19 protein-coding genes are annotated in these 19,657 nt (G+C 60.6%); 8 read left to right on the top strand and 11 right to left on the bottom strand.

Annotation, left to right across the window (positions count from 1 at the left end; all coding sequences use genetic code 11):
• Window positions 1-113: 113 nt before the first annotated feature.
• A complete protein-coding gene (arfA, locus tag FLM52_07530; protein NVN55634.1) occupies window positions 114-293 on the top strand; it encodes a ribosome alternative rescue factor ArfA in 180 nt (59 codons plus the stop codon).
• 133 nt (window positions 294-426) lie between these two features.
• Here the strand turns inward: arfA and FLM52_07535 are convergent, their stop codons facing one another.
• Entirely contained in the window at window positions 427-1,626 is a 1,200-nt protein-coding gene (locus tag FLM52_07535) for an oxidoreductase (protein ID NVN55635.1), read from the bottom strand.
• A 187-nt stretch (window positions 1,627-1,813) separates the two neighbouring features.
• On the opposite strand from FLM52_07535, the gene FLM52_07540 reads away from it, so the two are divergent.
• Window positions 1,814-2,005 (top strand): hypothetical protein, encoded by a 192-nt coding sequence (locus FLM52_07540; GenBank protein NVN55636.1) that lies wholly within the window; start codon window positions 1,814-1,816, stop codon window positions 2,003-2,005.
• A gap of 57 nt (window positions 2,006-2,062) precedes the next feature.
• Window positions 2,063-2,842, top strand: a complete 780-nt coding sequence (locus FLM52_07545) for an NYN domain-containing protein (protein ID NVN55637.1) — start codon at window positions 2,063-2,065, stop codon at window positions 2,840-2,842.
• Between the two features lie 84 nt (window positions 2,843-2,926).
• Here the strand turns inward: FLM52_07545 and FLM52_07550 are convergent, their stop codons facing one another.
• The 3 genes from FLM52_07550 to FLM52_07560 form a co-directional block, all read right to left on the bottom strand.
• On the bottom strand, window positions 2,927-3,169 hold the full coding sequence (locus FLM52_07550; GenBank protein NVN55638.1) for a DUF465 domain-containing protein: 243 nt from the start codon (window positions 3,167-3,169) through the stop codon (window positions 2,927-2,929).
• A gap of 93 nt (window positions 3,170-3,262) precedes the next feature.
• A complete protein-coding gene (locus tag FLM52_07555; GenBank protein ID NVN55639.1) occupies window positions 3,263-4,108 on the bottom strand; it encodes an enoyl-CoA hydratase/isomerase family protein in 846 nt (281 codons plus the stop codon).
• Between the two features lie 251 nt (window positions 4,109-4,359).
• Entirely contained in the window at window positions 4,360-5,394 is a 1,035-nt protein-coding gene (locus tag FLM52_07560; GenBank protein NVN55640.1) for a DUF21 domain-containing protein, read from the bottom strand.
• A 362-nt stretch (window positions 5,395-5,756) separates the two neighbouring features.
• Between FLM52_07560 and FLM52_07565 the strand changes: the two genes are divergently transcribed.
• A complete protein-coding gene (locus tag FLM52_07565; protein NVN55641.1) occupies window positions 5,757-6,821 on the top strand; it encodes a helix-turn-helix domain-containing protein in 1,065 nt (354 codons plus the stop codon).
• 135 nt (window positions 6,822-6,956) lie between these two features.
• Here the strand turns inward: FLM52_07565 and FLM52_07570 are convergent, their stop codons facing one another.
• The 3 genes from FLM52_07570 to FLM52_07580 form a co-directional block, all read right to left on the bottom strand.
• Window positions 6,957-8,936, bottom strand: a complete 1,980-nt coding sequence (locus FLM52_07570) for a tripartite tricarboxylate transporter permease (GenBank protein NVN55642.1) — start codon at window positions 8,934-8,936, stop codon at window positions 6,957-6,959.
• A 176-nt stretch (window positions 8,937-9,112) separates the two neighbouring features.
• Window positions 9,113-10,153 carry a tricarboxylate transporter gene (locus FLM52_07575; GenBank protein NVN55643.1) on the bottom strand — a complete coding sequence of 347 codons (1,041 nt, stop codon included), beginning with the start codon at window positions 10,151-10,153 and terminating at the stop codon, window positions 9,113-9,115.
• Between the two features lie 275 nt (window positions 10,154-10,428).
• Window positions 10,429-11,544, bottom strand: a complete 1,116-nt coding sequence (locus FLM52_07580) for a 4-oxalomesaconate tautomerase (GenBank protein ID NVN55644.1) — start codon at window positions 11,542-11,544, stop codon at window positions 10,429-10,431.
• Between the two features lie 134 nt (window positions 11,545-11,678).
• On the opposite strand from FLM52_07580, the gene FLM52_07585 reads away from it, so the two are divergent.
• Both FLM52_07585 and FLM52_07590 read left to right on the top strand, forming a co-directional pair.
• Window positions 11,679-12,569, top strand: a complete 891-nt coding sequence (locus FLM52_07585) for a LysR family transcriptional regulator (GenBank protein ID NVN55645.1) — start codon at window positions 11,679-11,681, stop codon at window positions 12,567-12,569.
• Window positions 12,570-12,831: 262 nt separating this feature from the next.
• Window positions 12,832-14,673, top strand: a complete 1,842-nt coding sequence (locus FLM52_07590; protein ID NVN55646.1) for a dipeptidase — start codon at window positions 12,832-12,834, stop codon at window positions 14,671-14,673.
• A gap of 26 nt (window positions 14,674-14,699) precedes the next feature.
• On the opposite strand, the gene FLM52_07595 is transcribed toward FLM52_07590, so the two are convergent.
• Both FLM52_07595 and FLM52_07600 read right to left on the bottom strand, forming a co-directional pair.
• Window positions 14,700-15,854: an aminoglycoside phosphotransferase family protein gene (locus tag FLM52_07595; GenBank protein ID NVN55647.1), complete on the bottom strand. Its 1,155-nt coding sequence runs from the start codon at window positions 15,852-15,854 to the stop codon at window positions 14,700-14,702.
• Between the two features lie 74 nt (window positions 15,855-15,928).
• A complete protein-coding gene (locus FLM52_07600) occupies window positions 15,929-17,377 on the bottom strand; it encodes an amidase (GenBank protein ID NVN55648.1) in 1,449 nt (482 codons plus the stop codon).
• 216 nt (window positions 17,378-17,593) lie between these two features.
• On the opposite strand from FLM52_07600, the gene FLM52_07605 reads away from it, so the two are divergent.
• The gene (locus FLM52_07605) at window positions 17,594-17,782 is read left to right on the top strand and encodes a DUF3008 family protein (protein ID NVN55649.1); all 189 of its coding nucleotides are present in this window, start codon (window positions 17,594-17,596) and stop codon (window positions 17,780-17,782) included.
• A 140-nt stretch (window positions 17,783-17,922) separates the two neighbouring features.
• Here the strand turns inward: FLM52_07605 and FLM52_07610 are convergent, their stop codons facing one another.
• On the bottom strand, window positions 17,923-18,297 hold the full coding sequence (locus FLM52_07610) for a DUF1264 domain-containing protein (GenBank protein NVN55650.1): 375 nt from the start codon (window positions 18,295-18,297) through the stop codon (window positions 17,923-17,925).
• A gap of 66 nt (window positions 18,298-18,363) precedes the next feature.
• On the opposite strand from FLM52_07610, the gene FLM52_07615 reads away from it, so the two are divergent.
• Window positions 18,364-19,101 carry an HAD family phosphatase gene (locus FLM52_07615; protein NVN55651.1) on the top strand — a complete coding sequence of 246 codons (738 nt, stop codon included), beginning with the start codon at window positions 18,364-18,366 and terminating at the stop codon, window positions 19,099-19,101.
• Between the two features lie 174 nt (window positions 19,102-19,275).
• Here FLM52_07615 and FLM52_07620 read toward each other — a convergent pair whose 3' ends face one another.
• A complete protein-coding gene (locus FLM52_07620) occupies window positions 19,276-19,587 on the bottom strand; it encodes a hypothetical protein (GenBank protein ID NVN55652.1) in 312 nt (103 codons plus the stop codon).
• Window positions 19,588-19,657 lie beyond the last annotated feature (70 nt).

Genomic DNA, 19,657 nt, shown 5'->3' on the forward strand with positions numbered 1-19,657 from the left:
GTTGAGTTGTCGACGCTGTATTTTCAGTGCTCAGCCCCTCGCCAAGGATTGATTTGTGCTTGGCGAGGTCTATAGTCGCGGTGTTGATTCATCGACGACAGGAGATCATCACGATGACCCACAAGCGAAAGGTGCAGGACAACGCGCTCAAGGCGGTGCTGCGTACCCCGATGTTCAAGCAACGCGTGGTAAAGGCGCGCAAGGGCAAGGGCAGCTATCAGCGCCAAGGCAAGTCGCAGGGAAACAGGGGCGGCAGTGAAGCGCCTTCAGTCAGTGTGCACAACGCTGCCTGAAGACGCTTCATTGGTGTGGTTCTCCACGATCTGACTTGCACCATCGCAAGAGACTGAAACATGAACGCCGCAGCGTCAGCGCTGCGGCGTTTTGCGTCTGTTCTATTTTTTCGTCTGACCTACTGAGAGCGACTCAGCTCGAGAAGTGCGCATTCCAGGTCTCGGCGCGTGCGGCGTCGCGGGCTTCATAGTCGGCCAGCACCGTCTCCAGTTCGCCCAGTGATTCATGCTCACGATCCTCACCCAGCTGCGTCAGGCGCAAGGTATACCAGGCTGTCACCCCGCCTTCCGGCGGCGCGCTGAAACGCGGAAATTCTGGTGCGGGGCATTCTCCGGCCTGCCAGAGGGCGGGTAGTGACGGGTGCAGCGCTAGAGGGCGGGCCAGGCCGACGAGGTCGACGGTTCCCTGTACCACGGCGTCTTCGGCCTGGGCGAGTGTCTTGAAGCCGCCGGTTGCCATCAGGGGCAGGGTTGTCACCTCGCGTGCACGCTTGGCGAATTCGACGAAGTAGGGGCCGCTGGCACTGGCATCTGACGCGGAGCTGGCGCCGGGGAAGTAGGTACCGCCACTGATGTCAATCAGATCGATGGGCAACCCATCGAGCGCTGCTATCACCTGCAGCGCTTCGGCTTCCTCGAAACCGCCTTGCAGTTGATCACTGGAGTTGAGCTTCACCATGACCGGGAAGTCGTGGCCGACGGCCTCACGCACGGCAATGATCACTTCCCGCATCAGCCGCATGCGGTTGTCGAGGCTGCCGCCGTAGTCATCCGTGCGCTGATTGAAGAGGGGAGACAGAAACTGGCTGAGCAGGAAGCCGTGTGCCGCATGTACCTGTACCCCGCCAAACCCGGCGTCACGGGCCAGGCGCGCCGTCGTTGCCATGGCCGCGGGCAATGCCTTGATGGCCTCAAGGCTCATGGCCTCGCAACGTAGCCCGGGAATATCCAGTGCACTGGGGCCATGCGCCGTGCTGGTCGGTGGGTAGGCCATCGCACCGGCGTGGCCGAGCTGCAGCCAGAGGTCTGCACCGTGCTGTTGACCGCGCTGGGCCAGTTGCGTGAAGGCCGCGAGATCGGATTGCGCGTTGAGCACCAGATTGCCCGGTTTCTCGGCATGCTGGTGGTCAGGCTGTACCTCACCGACCAGTGACGCCGCCACGCCACCCTCTGCCCAGCGCTCGTAAAGGCGCATCTGTGCCTCGCTGGGGTGTCCCGTGCCATCGCCGAGAGAATCCGACATCGCCGCCTTGACGATTCGGTTGGCGAGCACCCGGCCGCTTGGCAACGTGAAGGGCGTGAACAGGGCGGAGGCTGTCGGCTGGTCTGTCATGGGAGATGTCTCTTTTTGCATGGGGCAGGCACTTTACCTGATACAGAATGTGGCACTGAACCTGGCATTTCAGGAACTGAGGATTCCTCTCAAATTCTCTGGAAACCCTGCACGCCGCCTGTCTGGTAGCCATGGCGTTGCCTGTCTACCGTAGTACCTGATCGCCGATGACCTGGTTTCTGGACGCTTGGTCCCGCTGCTGGAGGACATACGTGGGGACGGCGTAGATGCCAGCATCTACATCGTCCGCCCGGAGACGCAGATTATTCCTCGGCGAGTGAGGGTGCTGATGGGTGCCTTGATAGAGGGATTTGACACCGGCCAGGAGGCGTTTGCCAAGGGCATGACTTATCTGGTGATCATCATGGTCATTACATGACATATTATCTCCAGGAGAGATAACAGGATTTCAGTGACGTACATCATGGAGCGATACATGTCACAGATAGGACGCAATAGATTGGCGGTACTTATTGATGCTGACAATGCGCAGGCTGCTATCTGCGAAGCGTTGCTGGCAGAGATTTCAAAATTGGGAATCAGCACCATAAAGCGGGCTTACGGAGACTGGACGACGCCGAATCTTGCGCCATGGAAAGAGCATCTTCTGCGTCATGCCATTCATCCCGTTCAGCAGTTCAGCTATACCCAGGGCAAGAATGCAACTGACTCTGCGTTGATCATCGATGCCATGGACTTGCTGTACTCGGGGAACGTGGAGGGGTTCTGCCTCATCTCTTCGGACAGCGACTTCACGCGCCTGGCGGCTCGTTTGAGAGAGAGCGGCATGCTGGTGTATGGCTTCGGTGAAGACAAGACGCCTCAGCCATTCGTGTCTGCGTGTGACACATTCATCTTCAGCGAAGGACTGCGCAAAGCTACTGAGAAGCCTGTCCCGGCCATGCCAGTCAGCAAACCAGCTGCTGAGCCGGTAGCGCTCGTCAAGCCGACCAAGGCACAGAGGCAGTTGAGGTCGCATATCTTGAATGCGGTGAATGAACTGCAGCAGAAAGATGGCTGGACTCCCTTATCAGCAGTGGGAAGTTATCTAAAGAAGAAGATGCCTGACTTCAAACCGTCTGATCATGGTGCCAGCAAGCTTGGAGCGATGATTCAGAAACTGGATTATCTGGATGTCTGTCGTAGGCCTGTTAAAGGGGGAAGTATGCATTTCTATATCCGAAAAAAGGTTAGCCTGCCTGCAAAGGCCAGCTGATCATGCAATCTCTAGAGCTAGTCAGTCACACAAGCAGATGGATAACAATCAGCGGGTCTTTCCAGATAATGAGCAGTCGTCGCTTTACTCAGCCGCCATCATTCGCTCGTACAGCCCATCCTTGAGCAGGCTGCGCTGGTGCTTGAGTTGGTGCATGGCGTCGTCGCCGATCGGTGATTCATCGACTTCCAGGGCGTGAATCTCGGTATCTATCCGGGTATAGGCTTCCGCGATGCGGGCGAACTCTTCATTGCCATTGATCAGGCGCAGAATGAGTTCACGTTGCTGAGGGAAGTCATTGCACAGGGAGTGGTCATCGATATGCATGGTGTAGCTCCGGAACAGGGTGGAAGAATCCAAAAAGAGGGAGTGTTGCCACTCCCCTAAAGGGCATCCTTGCTTACGTTGCAGGACGTATTCTCAGACGATGGACTGGACATCGATCACGATCTGATCCCAGTTGCGCTGGGCGTTCATGTCGTTCTCGACATCGCTGTCATAGGCATTCTGGAAGCGCTTGATGGCGGCGGTCTGACTGGTGGCCTGATAGAGCCAATAGGCCTCTTCCTTCAAGGCATCTTCGATTGGCTTGTCGATGGAGGCGTAGATGGCCTGCTTGCAGGCGTTGATGGCGGCTGATGGCCACAAGGAGATTCGCTCGGCCAGCGAGTCGACGAAGGGGCCGATCTCCTGCGGGTCCAGCGCACGATTGATGGTGCCGTATTCGGCGGCCTGATCGGCATCGAAGTCCTTGGCGCTGAGGATGATTTCCAGCGCTCGGCCAAGGCCTGCCTGACGTGCCATGCGTGAGGCACCGCCTCCGCAGGGCAGAATGCCCATTGCGACTTCCATTTGCATGAAACGAGCCTTGCCCCGTGCGGCGAATCGCATGTCACAGGCCAGGGCAAATTCGTGACCACCACCGCGGGCAAAACCTTCAATCTTGGCGATGGTCGCCTGGGGCAGGCGGCTGATGCGCTCAAGGACCACCTGCAGGTCCAACAGCTTGACCTCACTCTGATGAACCGCATGCGTCGACATGTCCTTGAGGAAGTCCACGTCGGCATGGGCGACAAAGATCTCTGGATTGGCTGACTGGAAGACCACCACCTTGGTATCGCTGTCCCGCTCGAGCTTCTGCGACAGCATGGTCAGGTCGGCCAGCATGGGAATGTCCTGAATATTGACCGGCGGATAATCGAAGGTCACATACAGAATGGCGCCTTTCCGTTCAGCACGGAACGTCGTAAATTTGTTGTATATCATGATGTTACCCCGATTCGATCGCCGCCCGTCGTGTGTAATCAACGTTAGCACCGAGTCAGGAGCTTGATTACCGAGAGATGTGTGGAAAGACATTATTCGATTGGTTGAGACTGGGCATTCTCAAGAGAAATCAGTCGGTTATCAGACGGTATCAAGCGACGGCAATAAAAAAGTCCCGCGATGGTCGTGGCTGGCAGCGACCTTCGCGGGACTCTCGCCTCAGAGGGAGGGGGCAGAAAAGTAGAGAGATCCTAGTCCTGGTGGCTCTCGGCGTGGTTGGCGCCGATACGCTTGGTCCAGCGCTGGCGGGCGAAGCGGCGCAGATTGGCCACGTTGTCCGTCTCGTCGATGATGTCCTCGCCGAGAATCGTTTCCATCACGTCTTCCAGCGTGATCACGCCCAGCCAGTTGCCGAGGTTGTCATAGACAACGCACAGGTGCTGGCGCTCGCGTTGCATCAGCCCGAAGGCCTGCTCGACGTTGTCCTCGGCATGCAGTTCGCTGATCGGGCGCATCAGGTCCTTCAGGGGAGTGGTGGGCTCTGCCTGATGGGCGTCGGCACGGTGGATCATGCCCAGCGTGCGTTCATCGGCGGTCATCACCGGGTAGCGGCTGAAGGGCCAGGTCGCCAGCTGGTCATTGAATTCGGCCACGCTCATCTCGGGGCTGACCGTCTGACAGACCGGGCGTGGCGTCAGTACGTCACGCACCTTCATCTCATGCAGATTGAGGATGTTGGTGATGACGCGCTGTTCGTCATTTTCCAGCGCCTTCTTCTCCAATCCCATCTGCGCCAATGCCTTGATCTCGCCACGTACGTCGATGTCATGCGCATCCTTGCCAATGCGCGAGGTGATCAACTCCGATAGCCAGATCAGCGGCTTGAGCGCGACGACCATGACATTGAGCACGCCGGGCAGCATCGGCGACAGCTGACGCCAGTAGGTGGCACCGATGGTCTTGGGAATGATTTCCGAGGCCACCAGGATCAGCAGCGTCATCACTGCCGAGGCCACGCCGACCCAGGCTTCCCCGAAGACGGCCGATACCTGTGCGCCCACCCCCGTGGCACCGACGGTATGCGCGATGGTGTTGAGCGTCAGGATGGCGGCCAGCGGCTTGTCGATATTGTCCTTGAGCTTGGCCAGTGCGGCGTGGCGCTTGGGGTGCTGGTCTCTCAGGCTTGCCACATAGCTGGGGGAGAGCGACAGCAGCGCCGCCTCGAGCACGGAGCAGATGAATGAGATGCCGATCGCGACGGCAGCAAACAGGATCAACAGAAACATGAGGCGTGCTCCTAGGGGGAAGGCATCTATTAGTGACATACGACGCAGTACTGTCAAACCCGTGAATTATCGCAGAGTTTTCTGCCTGCTGGCCAAGCTTGCCAGTCTGTCTGGAAAAGTGCCGTTGACTCGAGAAGTACAGAAGGTGGGCAAGACTTTATATGAGACAAGAACTAATTTTAGATGATAATGAGATTGTTTTGCTTTAGGCATTCATTGTATTTTGTGGGCGCCCGCTATATTCGCAAGCCGCGGCCGGGCATGGCAGTTGAGTGGCAACGTGCGTAAATTCAGCCGTCAGTGCGGCCCGCAGCAGGCGGTAGGCCTTCACCAGGATTCACAATGCAGGGATTTGCAGCGACATGGCAGAGCCACTTGGAGACATGGCCGACAGTCAGACCACTCGCCGCGTCATGGCCTCGCCTCAACAGCGCCCTTCATCGCTCAGCGAGCGGCAAGGCTGGCGAGCAGCAAAATATCCGCATTGCGAGGGGCAGGTGCATGACCTGCATCCCTGGCGAGACGCGCATCTGACGCTGTGTGATCTAGAGGTGTCACGCGCCTATCACGGCCAGCATCAGTTTCATGAGGGCCTCTATCTCTGCCTGGTGTTGGAAGGACGATTGACGCTATCAGGCCTGGACGGCGCGCGGATCGACTTGTTCGCGGGGCAAGGGGGGATCTTCCGCCCGCCGAGTACGCAGTCTGCGCCAGCGACGCTGAAAAGCTACCATCCTCAAGGCCGCCTGCGTTGTATCAGTTTGTACCTAGAGGATGAGGCCAGTCAGTCCCTACAGGTGCGGCGGGGTCTGGCGAACTGGGATGCATTGCCGTGCGCGCGTCATTCTCAGCCGCTGGGCTGGACACCGGGGCGCTGGCTTCATCAGCAACTGGATGAGCGTGTCAGAGCCCCTGATGGTGAGGGACCGCAAGGAGATTGCGATACGCCGGCGTTCACCGCCTGTGAGGGCGATATGCTGGAATGGCAGGGGATTGCGCTGCAGTTGTTGGGGGCGGCGCTCAAGCGCCGCGCTGGTGAGGCACAGGATGTACCGGCGTCTCCCGCATCGTCATTAGTGTCCCCATCGCGACCCCACAGCGTCTGTCGACACCTGGAGGCGGTACGCCAGCGCCTTGCTGCCGTGCCGCATGGCGCGTACTCGCTGGAGGAGCTGGCACGAGTGGCCTGCATGAGCCCCTCCGGCTTGCGCCAGAAGTTTCGCCAGGCCTTCGGGCAGTCGCTGGGCAGTTATCAGCGTGAGTGTCGCATGCGGTGTGCCGAGCAGGCTCTGCGCCGTGGAGTGAGCATTCAGCAGGTGGCGCATCAAGTGGGGTATGCCCATGCCTGCAACTTCGCCACGGCCTTCCGGCGTCATTTCGGGGTGTCGCCACAGGAGGCCCGCGCCAGGTTTCATCGCGTCGATTGAGCCGCAATGGTGACGAGCACCTGAAAGCGAGCTTGAGATTGTCACAATACGCAAGCGGGCACCTCATGGGTGCCCGCTTGCGTATGTCGTACTCGAAGGTTCAGTGCTGCATCTTGCTGGTGATGCGAGCTGGTCTTACAGGAAGGGAACCATCGGCAGTACCACGTCATCCAGCAAACCTGTCGGGTAGTACAGGTTCATTGCCGCCTGCATGCCGAGCAGGAAGACTGCCACGCCCAGCGCGAAGAGTCCTGCGAACAGCGGCGACTTGCGTGCAATGGTGAGCTGGAAGCCCAGGCAGAACAGCACGGCGGTGGAGACGAAGCCCAGCAGCGCACTGATACCGATCAGTCCGAAGAAGCCAAGTACCACACCCACTGCCTTGAAGGCCGGTTGCTGGACGCGAATCATGCCACGACGCCAGCCATTGAAGACCACGGCGATCACCGAGAGCAGTGTGATGAAGGCGGCCAGCGTGGGGAAGGCCTTGCCCAGCGGCATCAGATTTCTGACGTCATAGAGCGCCCACAGGGCGGCTGCGCCCATCATCAACAGCAGCAGGAAGTCGACGCCACCGAAGCCACGCGATTCCAGCACATCTTCTTCCGGGGACGGTGCGCTCTCCACCACTTCATGGGTCTGCCGACGACGCATGATCGCCTTGCGGATCACCGGCAGGAAGAAGGCCAGCAGGATCAGGCCGAGGATGATCAGTACGCCCGGACGCAAGAAGGCTTCGGCGCCGTGGAACTGCATGCTCTGATAGAAGTAGTTTTCGGCGCCTGGTGCCAGCACGAAGCCGATCAGGAAGGCCGGACGCGACCAGCCAGCACTCTTGAACAGTACACCGATCATGCCGATCATGCCCAGCGCGGCCCAGTCACCCAGTGAGCGGCTGGCCTGATAGGCAGCGAACAGGATCAGAACGGTGATGGCAGGGGCCAGAATGGCGAAGGGCACACGCGTCAGCTGCGCGACCGGACGCGCCAGCATCAGACACAGGCCCGCGCCCAGGATATTGGCCAGCGCCAATGACCAGATGATGGTGTAGGTCATGTCCAGATTGGTGGTGATCATCGACACGCCGGGTTCCAGTCCCAGCAGCAACAGCCCGCCCAGGAAGACCGCCGCCGTGCCGGAGCCTGGCACCCCGAACAGCAGTGTCGGCACCATGGCACCACAGGCGCAGGCATTGTTGGCGGATTCCGGCGCGATGACGCCGCGGATGTCACCCTTGCCGAACTGGCTCGGGTCCTTGGCGCTCTTGACCGCGAAGCCGTAGGTGATCCAGTCGACCACGGAGCCCGCCAGGCCCGGAATGGTGTCGATCAGGCTGCCGATACCGGCACAGCGCGCAACCAGCCACTTGTTCTTGACCACATCCTTGATGCCGGCAGACCAGCCTTTGCCCAGGTCCGTGTTGCCGTCCTTGGCGATACTGCCACGTCCCAGCAGCAGCTCGACGATTTCCGGCAGGGCGAAGATGCCCAGACCCAGCACGATCAGCGGCACGCCGTCGTACAGGTAGTCGATATCCAGGTTCATGCGGTACTCGCCGGTCGCCGGAGCGGCGCCGATGGCGCCGACCAGCAGGCCGAGGCCGCAGGCTGCGGTGCCCTTGAACAGGTTCTTGCCGGAGAGAACGGCAACCATCGTGAGGCCCAGCAAGGTCAGCACGAACAATTCGGCTGACGAAAAGGCCAGTACAAGAGGGCGTGCGACGAGGATGAAGCCGGTCAGGATGATGGCACCGATCACGCCACCACACAGGGAAGACAGGAAGGCACTGGTCAGTGCGCGGGCTGCCTGGCCTTTCTTGGCCAGCGGGAAACCATCGAGCACCGTGGCTTGCGAGGCGCTGGAGCCGGGGATCCCCATCAGAACCGAAGCGAAGGTGTCGCCGGTGGGAATGACGGCGACCATGCCCATCAGCATGCCCAGGGCGTAGCCCGGGTCCAATCCATACAGGAAGGGCAGCAGTAGGGCCATGCCGGCGATGCCACCCAGGCCGGGAATGATTCCGACCAGCAGGCCGACGAAGATACCGACCATCATGAACAGCAGATGCGTCAGCGTGAAGACGTGTCCAATGCTGGACAGGAGGGTGTCGATCATGGCGTTACTCAACCTCTTGTTCTTCTCTAGATGCTTCTCTAACACTCAGAGGCGGTGCCGGGGAGAGCATGGCGAGGCAGGGAGGGAAAGGCTCACGGAGCTGCTGGTCGGCAGCCCCGTGGGTGGGTCCCCATCACATCCGGGCGTTCAGGTCATTACGGGTGTGATTGCATGCCTCAACGAGATTGCAGGCGGATATTGTGGCGCTCCATCAGCCAGTTCTTGACCCATTCATGCTCGGCTTCGCTCAGCTGCATGGCGTCCTGAAGCTGGGTCGCGGCGGCCTTGCCGACCATCAGTCCATAGGGCCCGACCTTCTCGGTGGCTTCCTTGAGGAACTCGGGGTCTTTGGCCAGATCACGCGCGGCCTGGCGGTAAAGCTCCAGCAGCTCCGGGTCCACGCCCTTCGGCACCAGCAGCATCTTCTGCATGGCGTAACCGGAGGCGAAGAACTTATGGAAGATCTGGTAGGCCTCGTCATCACGTGAATGGCCTTCCTGGGCCAGATACAGTTCGGAGAAGGTCGGCAGGTCCGGGAAGGACGGATCGCGCTCGATATGGCCTTCGTCATCCATCACGCCAAGGCTGAACAGCGGTACGGCCTGGCCGGCATCGACCAGCGGCGTGACGTTGCTGTTGTAGGCGGAGGTGGTCTGGAAATCGAGGGCGACTTCGCCACGCTCGAAGGCCAGACGGCCTTCACCACGGCTCTTCATGCCGAAGACCGGGTTGACCTGGAAATCGAGAAGATCGAAGGCCATCAATACCGGCATCTCGAGTCCGGTCGGGTTCTGTCCGGCGAACTTCACCTCCTGGGAGGCGAGAGCCTCGAGTGCGCTGGCGCTATCCTTGCCCAGTGAGCTTGAGGCATAGACGACGCCGCCTGTCGGTGCGGCGAAGATCGGCTCCCAGTCGGCATAGTCATAGCGCACGCGACGGTCGCGCAGCATGGCCGGATACTGGGTAGAGGCCGAGGTGACGACCATCTCGTCGCCGTCATCGCCGGCACGCTTGCTGAACAGGTTGACGCCGGTGATGGAACCACCGCCCGGAACGTTGTCGATGACGACGGCCGGGTTGCCCGGCAGGTCCTTGGTCACCCAGTTGGACATGAAGCGTGCCCAGACATCCGTGCCGCCCCCGACACCGAACGGCACGGTCCAGGTCAAGGTGTCAGGGACTTCCGCCGCGGCGTGAACGGCTGAGGACAGTGGCATCAGGCCCATGACGGGCAGCATGAAGGCCAATGCGGTGGTACGGGCATGACGCTTGAGGGTCTGGCGCTTGGGGGGAGACACGATGAGGGACATGGTCTGACTCCTGATTATTGTTGGAATGCGTTGTCGATCAGTGATGCGCTATCTGCATGGCGGCGCAATCAGGCTATTTGGTTGGCGAAAATTCATTGTAAATCAATATACTGCAGTACCAGCTCGTTGCCTGTCGACGATGTCTCCACATCTGGCGCTTGCCAGCGCGGTCGTCTGGCGTGTCATGCACGCCCAGGCATTTCCAGCGAGTCGGGGAGGTTCAAGAACACCTCGCCACTCATGATCTTGCGTGCCGTGCGCAGCAGAGACACACGGGCGGGGGTCATCGGGTCGGCATTGGTATGCTCGACCTCGACATCCAGAAATCCGGCGGGATGTTCCAGATGAACGTTTGCCGCCAGGCTATCCGGTGCCAGAGTGCCGGCTGCGAGTGCTACACGATTGGCCAAGGAGCCCGGGATGCTGGTCGCAACGGCCAGCGTGATGGCACCCGTGACGGCCAGGGCGCCATGGCAGCGATGCGGCACGAAGTAACGGGCGCAGAGAGTGCCGTCCTGGGTGCGCGGGGCGGAGAGAATCACCGGCTTGGGCAGCACCGAGCCGCTGACGTCGCCCATGCCCATCAATTCTCCCGCCTTGAGGCGAATCTGCTCGAGGCGTGCCATCGCCTCGCGGTTGGCGTCCATCTCGGCCGGCGCTTCGTTGCCCGCCCAGCCCAGACTTGCCGCTTCGACCAGCACTACTGGCGTGGCGGAGTCGAGACAGGTCACCTCGACGCCATCAATCACGTCGATGACCTTGCCGCTGGGCAGCATCTTGCCGGTCTTGGCGCCCACCGCGCCGAGGAAGCCCAACTTGATGGCGCTGCCGGCGCCGGACACGCCACTGATGCGCGTGTCACCCTGGTAGGCCACCGCGCCGCCGGGCGTCGGTACCTGGCTGTCGATCAGCGTGCGGGTATTGAGGTTATGAATCCGCAGAGGCGTCAGGTCACCCTGCGGCGCGATCATGCCGGTCTCGATGGCGTAGGGGCCGACGGCGGCCAGCATGTTGCCGCAGTTGGGCGAGAAGTCGACCTTGTCGCCTTCCACGTCGACCTGAGCGAACAGGTAATCGACATCAGCTTCAGGATGACTGGGCGGCCCGACGAGGGCGACCTTGCTGGTCAACGAATTGCCGCCGCCCAAGCCATCGATCTGCAGTACGTGGCCGGACCCCATGACCTGACGCAGAACTTCGCGACGGCCTTCGTCATCGGCGGGAAGGTGATCCAGACGCAGGAAGGGACCCCGAGAGGTACCGCCACGTAGGATCATGCAAGGAAGTGAATGCATCATGTTGGAACGCGCTCCTGTCTGTTTGCGCCTTCGTGAAGCATCACAGCCGATGATCTATGCATCAAATGCAAATAAAACCTATACTGTCATCATTGTGCGCATTAATCCGAAAGCTGAAACAATAAGGTAGTTGCATGCATAGATTGGAGTTTCTGGACCTATCGGCGTTTGTCGAGGTTGCCGAGAATCATTCCTTCAATGAGGCGGCAGAAAGGCTGCATATTTCGCAGCCGGCGTTGTCGCGCCGCATCCAGAAACTGGAGGAGGTTCTGGGCGCCAAGGTGCTGGAGCGCACTACGCGAAGAAGTCGTTTGACGCCCGTTGGTCGTGATTTCCTGCCCAAAGCCCGCAAGTTGCTCGAAGATTATGAGTCGTCTTTGGTCGGCGTCCGCGAGCTTGCCACCCACCGCAAGGGGGTGCTGACCATCGCTTGCCTGCCCACGGCAGCCTTCTACTTCCTGCCCAGCGTGGTGCGCGAATTCAATACCGCCTATCCCGGTATCCGGATTCGCATTCTGGATGTCAGTGCCAATGAAGGAGTCGAAAGGGTGGTCTCGGGGGAGGCAGACTTTGGTATCAACATGGTCAGTGCGCACCATCCGGCGGTGGATTTCACCTCCATCTATCGTGATCCCTTCGTGCTGGCCCTGCGTCGAGACCATCCTCTTGCACAGAAACAGCGCGTGGAATGGAGCGACCTGGACGATGTACGCCTGATCACGGTCTCGCGTGACAGCGGCAACCGCATTCTGCTCGACAACACACTGCTGTCCGCCGGCCTGCATCTGGATGGCTTCTATGAGGTGCAGCATCTCTCGACGTCACTGGGTCTGGTCGAGAGCGGGCTGGGCGTCGCCATCCTGCCGTCGATGGCCATGCCGGGGCCGGAACACGAGGTACTGTGTCAGCGTGAACTGCCCGAACCGCGCATTGATCGCACCATCGGCCTGCTGCGGCGACGAGGTGAGTCCTTGTCGCCAATCGCGGAGCTGTTCATCGAGATTCTGCTCAAGCGCTGGAACTGAGTCACTCGTCTGGGGCGAAGAGGGGCAAGGCCACAATGGAAAGCAGAGTGGCAGGCACCTCTCGTCAGGGTTGGCGCGGCGTGGCCTAGTACATAAGATGGTTGTGTATAAGACATTAATGTTTCACGGCAAGGCCGTTGAAACCGTCTTGATGTCGCGTGGTCAGCTGCCGCCGGGTGGCGGTGAGGTTCTTCTCCTCATCCCTTGTCTCTCCGGCCATTGATGACGCGGCGTCTTGCCTAACGCAAGGACTTACATGCCCATGAGTACCCGCACAACCACTCACGCTACCTCTCGTCAGACGGCCCTCGCGCTGGGTCTGGCACTCGGGCTCGGCAGCGCACTGCCTGTCAGCGCAGACGAGCCGATGGCGACCGATGACACGGGCAAGCGCGCACCGCAGGGTGAACATACGCTCAAGCGTGCCCAGTTGGTCAGCTTGATCGAACAGGGCCATCAGGAGCTGGCGACGGACTTCAATGACTTTCTGACCCAGGTAGCCGAACGCAATTCACAGGACACGGCGGTCAGGGCCGCCATCGAGCAGTATCAGGCCGGTGAGAAGCTTGAGGGCGATGCCTTCGTCAACATCTATCGTCTGCTGGGGGTCTACAACCGTTTGCAGTACGGCGATGACGTCCAGGCGCTGCTCAAGGAAATGGTCGCGATCCCGACCGCCAAGGTAGGGGAGAAGCCGCAATTCGAGAATCCCGAAATCGCGCGCTTCGGTGAGCTGATCAAGGCGCGCGCCGAGGCGTTCGGCCTGACGTTCCGTAACGTCGACAACCGCGTCTTCGAGGTGGAACTCGAGGGAACTGGCGATGACGTATTCGGCATTCTTACCCACGGCGATGTGGTGCCGGCAGGCGAGGAGGGCTGGACACTCGACGATGGTACCCATCTCGATCCGTTCGCGATGACCGAGATCGACGGCAAGCTCTACGGGCGCGGTACCGAAGATGACAAGGCCTCGATCGCCGCGGCGCTGTATGCCATGAAGTCGCTCAAGGAAAATGAGGTGCCGCTCAAGCGTACCATTCGCCTGATGATCGAGACCACGGAAGAGACCGGTGGTGATGGCTTCGAGTACTATAAGGCCAGAAATGACCTGCCGGAATACAACATCGTGCTCGATAGCGGTTACCCGGCGATCACGGCCGAGAATGGTTTCGGCACCATCGATGCGCGCTTCCCCTTGACGCCTAAGACGGGCGAGGTCTCATCTGATCAGGCAGTCGACGCTCTGCCGACGATCACCGACTTCAAGGGCGGTCTGGCGACCAACCAGATTCCGGAGCGCTCCACCGCTACGCTTCACGCGGCTGATGCAGCGGGCGCCAAGGCGCTCAGCCACAAGCTTGAAACGCTAGGCAGCCGCTACGTCAAGGAGCATGGTCTGGACTTCAGCGTCGCCAGTGAGGTGGAAGGCGAAGAGGTCAGCGTGACAGTGACCGGCAAGTCGGCCCACTCCTCGGCGCCAGCCAACGGCGTCAATCCTGTCACACGGCTGGCAGGCCTGCTTGCCACCTCCGGCATCGATTTCCATGACAATGCCTATGAAGATGCCATTCATTACCTGAGCGACAACTACGGGCTGGACTATCACGGCAAGCAGCTGGGCATCGCGTATTCCCATGATTTCATGGGGCCGCTCAAGGTAACGCCGACCTTCTTCGCCAAGGAGAATGATGCGCTGCGGGTCGCGGTCAATGTACGTGCGCCCGCTGGTGAGAAATCACCTGAGGAATTGAGCCAGACGATTCAGGACAAGCTGAGCGCCTATGCCAGCGAGCAGAGCATGGACATAACGCTGAACGTCGAGATTCGCGACTGGATGCTGCGTGACCCCAGCGGTGCCTGGCTGCAGACGCTGCTCAATATCTTCGGGGATACCACCGGCATGAAGGCCGAGCCGCGCTCCTCTGCGGGCAGTACGACCGCCAAACTTTTACCCAATGCGATCAACTTCGGCCCGTCCATGCCGGGCGAGACCTATACCGGGCATACCTCCAAGGAGTTCAAGCGGATCGATAACCTGATGCTCGACATCCAGATGTTCACCGAGATGATGGCGCGTATAGGCAATCAGGATTCGCTCAAGTAATTCCGGTATCGCTAGTCCGTCGGTGTCTATGTCGCCCAAGGGAGTGCTCGCGCCAGTTGTTGCCACTCATCGATGACGCCGCGAATGCAGTGCTCGGTGAGGTAATGCCTGGCGCGTTCACGCACATGGGCGATCAGTCGATCTTCGCTCAGCTCGCTGGACCAGTCTTCGCCGTGGTGCCCGTTATCCCTGGTCTCACAGTTGAGCGATAGCCATTTGGCGCACCAGCTAAGTGACCAGAGCCACATGGCGCGTCGCGCTTGCAGCAATGTCTGACTGTCATGGAGCGCGGGGTCGGCACTTGTCGCCATCATCTGCTGACACCAATGACGATAGGCGTCGGCGACCTGCTCTGGCGTGAGGATGGCGTGACTGGCGACATCCCAGGTCGTGGAGGTGTAGAGCGTGGCATGGGCGAGATCAAACCCCGGCAAGCCGTAGCGGCACTTTTCGAGATCCACCAGTACCGCGCGGGTGGGCACGGAATTCGTGCGATCTTCCTCGATGAGAAAGTTGCCGGGGTGGGCGTCGAAACTGATCAGGCTGATGGCAACAGGTGCCTGCTGCACAGCCACGAAGTCCTTCAGCGCCTGCAACTCGCCTTTGATCAAGCGCTGACCTTCCAGGGGCAGGCCGGCGCTCTCCAGGTAGCGGCATTGGAGTTCAATCTCGTCGAGCATGGCGCGCCATGGGCAGTCAGGCGCCAGCAGAGGCACACGCTTGTGCACGGCCGGCAGTGGCAGAGCGTGAATGCTGGCCAGAGCTTCCGTGATGGCGCGGAGATCTTCCGGCAGTCTTGCGGGGCGGCCCTCGATGGCTTCCACCAGCAGGCCGCCGCGCGGCAGGTCAGGTTGAGGTGCAAGGCCGCCCTCCAGTCGCGGAGTGTGACCACTGGGCTGACAGCGCTCGAAGCATGCTGTCTGGTAAGTGAGATTGTCGGCGGCCGAGAGGCGCATCTGGCTCTGCTTGGGTAAGCGGGCTATCCATTCCTGCGTCTCCTCATGGCGAGCAGGAGGCAGTTCAAGCCGAAAGTGGGCGTGCGCCAAGCCGCTGTCGGGCAATGGTCGAATGGCGGAGGTGGTGATGCCGGCGTGATCGAGCGCCAGCGCCAGGCCGTTGCGCAACTTGGCCAGAGGCGTGCAGGCGTGAGTGTCCTGCGATGATTGAGTAGCGGCTGCCATGAAAGCTCCCGGTCTGCATGTGACCCAATGTGGCCACTTTGTCTTTCGTTACGCAGCATGACAGCCGTATGGATTCAAGTCGCGCTGCAGGGCTCGGCGGGATGCGCGGTCGGGTAGGCATCCATATAGGCAGCGGCAGCCCGCAGCAGTCGCACGTCATCGTGCTTGCCGCCGGCCAGCTGAAAGCCGACCGGCAGTCCTCGGGTGGTGAAGCCGCAGGGGATGGAGGCGGCAGGTTGACCGGTGAGGTTGAAGGGATAGGAGAAGGGCGTCCATTCCTCCCAGTCCCTGAGCTGGCTCGCGGGCGGTACCTGATGATCGAGTGCAAAAGGCAGAACGGCGACGCTTGGCGTGAGCAGCAGGGGGTATGTCTGATGGAAGCTTGCCAGTTGCTGAGTCAGTCGTTGTCGAGCCTCGCTCGCCTCGAACAGCTCCAGTGATGACCAGGCGCGGGCACGCATGGCGTTCTCCACCAGTCCCGGGTCGAGTTGCTCACGTTGCTGCTCGTCACAACCTTGCCAGAGGTCCAGCGAGGCGGTGAACCAGATCTTGCGAAAGGTCTCCAGGCTGGCCTCGATGGGGGGATCGACCCTCACGACTTCCGCGCCAAGGCTTGCCAGGCGTTGGGCGGCGCGCTCGACCAGGTCGGCGATCTCGGGGTCGACCTCGATACCTCCGAAACATGGCGAGTACGCGATGCGCAGTCCTGCCAGCGACTCGCCGATTTCCATGCCCCAGTGCTCGGGTTGTCCGTGCAGGGCGTAAGGGTCCTGGGCGTCATGACGACCGATGACATCGAGCATGGCAGCGGCGTCACGTGGGCTGCGGCACAGCGGGCCGATACTGGAAAGCGATGCCGCCTGGGCAGGTGGCCACTGAGGTGTCCAGCCGAAGGTGGGTTTGAAGCCGAAGATGCCACTGAAGGCGGCAGGAATACGGATCGATCCGCCGGAATCACCGCCCTGATGCAGTACACCCAGATTGAGGGCGGCGGCGGTAGCTGCGCCACCGGAAGAGCCGCCGGGTGTCAGTTGGGTATTCCAGGCATTGCGGGTGGTGCCATGCACGCGATTGTCAGTGACGGCCTTCCAGCCGAACTCGGGAGTGTTGGTCTTGCCCAGTAGAATCGCGCCTGCCTCACGCAGACGGCGTACCGGTGGCGCGTCCTGCTGACAGGGTTCGGGCGAAGTGGTGAGCGATCCTTCCCGCGCTGGCATGCCGGCCACCTCGGTCAGGTCCTTCAGCGAGGTCGGGATGCCATCAAGCGGGCTCAAAGGCTTGCCGGCCTGCCAGCGCTGCGTGGATTCACGCGCCTCCTTCAATGCAGTGTCATGAGCGACATGCACATACGCATTGACGAGTGGGTTGAGTCGCTCGATACGATCGAGCACCGCTCGGGTCACCTGCAATGGGTCGAACTCGCCGCATTGGTACCCGCGTGCCAGTTGCTCGGCGTCCAGCGCCGTCAGGTCATCCTTGGCAGTATGGGGCGAAAGATGTTGAGGAAATTCGACGTCACGCATGGCGGCTCTCCTGCTGCTGGATAGCGATATTCTTGCTGAGGACGGACATCTGTCTCTCCTGCATGGCCTTGGGTCAGAGCGGGAAAACTCAAGGTATGGCGAGGATTGAAAAAGGGGAGTAAGGGCCGCATAGCCTGATGGGAGCGACAGGAGCGACAGGTCGGGTGAGCGACAGCCGGCCACCGTCCAACGAATGTGCCAATAGGGAGGACAACCATGCCAGCCAAGTCCAAGGCACAGCAGATGGCAGCCGGAGCAGCACTGTCAGTACGTCGCGGCGAGCAGAAGGTCAGCGAACTGGATGGCGCTGCCCGCTCGATGTATGACTCCATGAGTGAAGAGGAGCTCGAGAAAATGGCCTCGACATCACGTGAAGGCAAGCCGCGATACGACAGTCAGAGCTGAGCCCTGCGGGATGCCCGGTGTGGCTTCCTGACGCGATAGCTGAAACGACAAGGCGCCTGGCAAATGATTGCCAGGCGCCTTGTCGTAAATGCATGTCGTTGGTGCGTGTCGTGGCTTGTGTCGCTGATGCGCCGCTGGCCTCAGCGGCTGTCGTTCAGGCTCTCATGCGGCGGCTGGTGGGACTCGCTGTCGGGCGGGGGCGGGCCACCGTTGGCCTTGGGGCTGACATCGGGCAGCGGAATCTCGGCGCGCTTCCGGCAGCGCTCCTCGTCGATCTGACCATTACGGGTGAAGGCCATCATCAGCTGCGGGATACCGTAGGAGAAGTCGTCGCGGTCGATCTGCCAGGTGTGGAAGGTCTTGCCGTAGGTGGTAACGAGGTCCTCGAAGTAGCTGCGCTCGGCCAGTGCCTTGCCTCTGAAAATCCTCGCCAAAGACTGCTGCAGAGTGTCGGGATTGCTTTTCAGGTTTCTGCCCTCATCAATAAGGAATATCACTTCTTGTGGCCGCTCAATGCCTTGCGCGACAAGGTGTCTTGTTCATCACGTGTTTCGGCCATCTTTTCTCGAATTGGAGCTCGCATGAAGCAACTTATCTTTGATTGTGACGGTGTATTGGTGGATAGCGAGATCATCGCTGATGGCGTGCTCAAGGAGAAGCTTCCCGTCTGGCTGCCAGACCTGGGGAGTGCAGAGCAGATCGAGCATGAGCTGGACCGCTGTCTGGGCATGATGACGCGAGATATCCTGCTGGATCTGGAGGCGCGCAGTCAGCACACGCTGCCCGTGGATGCGCTCGACCAAATACGCCATCTCGTCGATGCCCGCCTGGCCGACTCGCTCCAGGCTATGCCCGGGGTGCGCGAAACGCTGGAGTGGATCCGCGACCAGCGTCTGCCGCTGGCGATCGTGTCCAACAGTTCTGCGCAGCGCATGAAGATCAATCTCGAGAGCTCGGGGCTGCGTGGCATTCTCGATGAGATTGCCGCGGCCAATGGCGACGAGCGGCTGCCGATCTTCACCTCTGATGAGGTCATGAACCCCAAGCCGGCACCGGACCTCTATCTGCTCGCGCTCAAGACGCTGGGACGCTCCGCCGAGGAATGTCTGGTAGTCGAAGACAGCCGCACGGGAATGCAGGCAGCCGTGGCCGCAGGTCTCAAGGTCGTCGGCCATCTGGGTGCCAGCCACATTCCGCCGGGCCACGCCGAGGTACTGCGGACCACGGGCGCCTGGCAGGTCATGAAACACTGGGATGAATTCAGCCGCCTATGCGCTGATGCCGGTTTCGTGGCCAAGGGAGAAGTCGTCAACCCTTGAGGTGCTTCCAGGCTCTTGGCGTTCTCGGCAGGGCTTGAGCCGCGAGCATTCTGCTGAGATCTGGCCGGATGAGTCACTTGTGATATGGCAGATCATCACACAAAAGCCGCCTCCGGAAGGGGCGGCTTTTGTGTGTCTGAATCGACATTCCTGAGCGGAGCACTCTATCGGGTATCACTTGAAACAGATGCGCGTGCCCCAGGCGAGCAGTTCTTCCTGATTGAGGCTGCGTGATTCGACCCCGATCATTTCATCCCCCCACTGATCCGCCCAAGTCAGCACGCCGTGGCTGATGCCGCGTGCGCCCATCAAGTCGCGTATCTCGCCGGTGCCCTTGAACCAGAGTGCGCTGTGGTCGTTGCGCGTCAGGTCCGAGACGCCGTGGCAGTGGTGAATTCTCACCTTGTAGATGCCATCCAGTGACATGACCTCGACCACCGGCACCATGCCGTGCTGCAGTGCGCGTGCCAGCGACTCGAGTGTCATGCTGGTCTCGTCCTGGTGGGCGAGCGGCTGATCGGCGAGCTGGCTTGGGGGGAGTGGGGTAGCAGGCGAC

Source organism: bacterium Scap17 (assembly GCA_013376735.1).
Lineage (GTDB): Bacteria > Pseudomonadota > Gammaproteobacteria > Pseudomonadales > Halomonadaceae > Cobetia.

Excerpts from the sequence above, each read along its gene's own strand:
- arfA (NVN55634.1), top strand. The coding sequence starts at position 114 with ATGACCCACAAGCGAAAGGTGCAGGACAACGCGCTCAAGGCGGTGCTG.
- FLM52_07535 (NVN55635.1), bottom strand. The coding sequence starts at position 1,626 with ATGACAGACCAGCCGACAGCCTCCGCCCTGTTCACGCCCTTCACGTTG.
- FLM52_07545 (NVN55637.1), top strand. The coding sequence starts at position 2,063 with ATGTCACAGATAGGACGCAATAGATTGGCGGTACTTATTGATGCTGAC.
- FLM52_07550 (NVN55638.1), bottom strand. The coding sequence starts at position 3,169 with ATGCATATCGATGACCACTCCCTGTGCAATGACTTCCCTCAGCAACGT.
- FLM52_07555 (NVN55639.1), bottom strand. The coding sequence starts at position 4,108 with ATGATATACAACAAATTTACGACGTTCCGTGCTGAACGGAAAGGCGCC.
- FLM52_07560 (NVN55640.1), bottom strand. The coding sequence starts at position 5,394 with ATGTTTCTGTTGATCCTGTTTGCTGCCGTCGCGATCGGCATCTCATTC.
- FLM52_07565 (NVN55641.1), top strand. The coding sequence starts at position 5,757 with ATGGCAGAGCCACTTGGAGACATGGCCGACAGTCAGACCACTCGCCGC.
- FLM52_07570 (NVN55642.1), bottom strand. The coding sequence starts at position 8,936 with ATGATCGACACCCTCCTGTCCAGCATTGGACACGTCTTCACGCTGACG.
- FLM52_07575 (NVN55643.1), bottom strand. The coding sequence starts at position 10,153 with ATGCCACTGTCCTCAGCCGTTCACGCCGCGGCGGAAGTCCCTGACACC.
- FLM52_07580 (NVN55644.1), bottom strand. The coding sequence starts at position 11,544 with ATGATGCATTCACTTCCTTGCATGATCCTACGTGGCGGTACCTCTCGG.
- FLM52_07585 (NVN55645.1), top strand. The coding sequence starts at position 11,679 with ATGCATAGATTGGAGTTTCTGGACCTATCGGCGTTTGTCGAGGTTGCC.
- FLM52_07590 (NVN55646.1), top strand. The coding sequence starts at position 12,832 with ATGAGTACCCGCACAACCACTCACGCTACCTCTCGTCAGACGGCCCTC.
- FLM52_07595 (NVN55647.1), bottom strand. The coding sequence starts at position 15,854 with ATGGCAGCCGCTACTCAATCATCGCAGGACACTCACGCCTGCACGCCT.
- FLM52_07600 (NVN55648.1), bottom strand. The coding sequence starts at position 17,377 with ATGCGTGACGTCGAATTTCCTCAACATCTTTCGCCCCATACTGCCAAG.
- FLM52_07605 (NVN55649.1), top strand. The coding sequence starts at position 17,594 with ATGCCAGCCAAGTCCAAGGCACAGCAGATGGCAGCCGGAGCAGCACTG.
- FLM52_07615 (NVN55651.1), top strand. The coding sequence starts at position 18,364 with ATGAAGCAACTTATCTTTGATTGTGACGGTGTATTGGTGGATAGCGAG.
- FLM52_07620 (NVN55652.1), bottom strand. The coding sequence starts at position 19,587 with ATGACACTCGAGTCGCTGGCACGCGCACTGCAGCACGGCATGGTGCCG.